The following is a 1252-nucleotide window of genomic DNA, read 5'->3' as shown; positions in this document are numbered from 1 at the left end:
CTGTATGCGATGGTCGACCGCGACGATGACCTGAAGATCGGTATCAAATCTACCGCTATCCTGTTCGGGCGTTATGACAAGCTGATCGTCGGGTTGCTGCAGTTCGCGACGCTGCTGCTGCTGGTGTGGGTCGGTTATCTGGCGCAGCTCGGCGGCGCGTTTTACTGGTCGCTGTTGCTGGCGGGCGCGCTGTTCATTCACCAGCAAAAGCAGATCGCCGGGCGTGAGCGCGAAGCCTGCTTCAAGGCCTTCCTGCAGAACAACTATGTCGGGCTGGTGGTGTTTATCGGCATCGCGCTGAGTTATCTGCCGGCGTAACGGTTTCCTGCAGCAAGAAAAAAGGCACCTCTCGGGGTGCCTTTTGTGTTTCCGCGCCGGACGAAATCACTCGTCTTGCTCTTCTTCAGCATCGGTTTGCGGCAGAGCGTTGGTCTCTTCCGGCATGTTGACGCTTTCGATGGTCAGCTTGATTTCCGGTGTGATCAGATCGCTCAGCATGTTGTACACCTCGAGGGTGTGCTCGCGGATCGCATCGCCGCTGTCGTTGATATAGCCTTCTTCGCGCAGCGTCGCCACCAGGGTGGAGAATACCGCTTTATCGAAGAACTCCGGCGCGTTGATGCCGTGCAGCACCGACAGACGCTGCGCCATGATGCGGCTTTCTTTCTCCAGCGCGCCGCGGTTGATGCTCGGGTTAGCACTGAGGATCGACATAGTGATGGCGTAGCGTTGCAGGGTTTCGCGCACCCCGGCGGCCAGCAGCTGCAGCGGGCGAATGCGCGCCGGGTTCAGCACCAGCTCGTCGCCTTTGTCGCAGATAAGCTGTTGGCGGATCAGCTCGTCGATCATCGGCCGCAGCACGTCCGGCAGTTGTTCCTTGTCGTTATGCAGGAACAGCTCGGCTTTCAGCATCGGGTAGATCATGCCGATCTGGCGCAGCAGTTCGGCGCGCGATACCCGGCGATGATGCATGACGATGCTGGCGATCAGCGACGGCAACACCAGCAGGTGGTGGATGTTGTTGCGGTAATAGGTCATCAGCACCGCCTGCTCGCGCGGCAGGATGATGATGTCGCCGATGTTGTCCTTTTCCACCTCGAACTTGTTCATGTTCAGCGCGTGATCCAGCAGCTCGTCCGGCGTCTGCGATGGTACGGTGACGTCATGGGCGTAAGGCGCGTTGCGCATCAGCTGCAGGTAGCACTCGAGCTGCTCGAGCAATTGTTCGCGGGTCAGCGAACGCTGGCGCGAG

The 1252-nt window shown here is 59.5% G+C and carries 2 protein-coding genes; one reads left to right on the top strand and one right to left on the bottom strand.

All coding sequences use genetic code 11. The annotated features are described in order from the left end of the window. On the top strand, window positions 1-318 hold a 318-nt coding region (locus ACZ60B_RS42990; RefSeq protein WP_469397567.1), incomplete at its 5' end, for a UbiA family prenyltransferase. A 66-nt stretch (window positions 319-384) separates the two neighbouring features. Here the strand turns inward: ACZ60B_RS42990 and ACZ60B_RS42985 are convergent. Then, on the bottom strand, window positions 385-1252 hold an 868-nt coding region (locus ACZ60B_RS42985), incomplete at its 5' end, for a hypothetical protein (protein ID WP_469397564.1).

The organism is Streptomyces sp. NPDC104096 (assembly GCF_055584385.1).
Note: the sequence above shows the minus strand (reverse complement) of the source record. Positions and strands in the feature narration are given on the sequence as shown.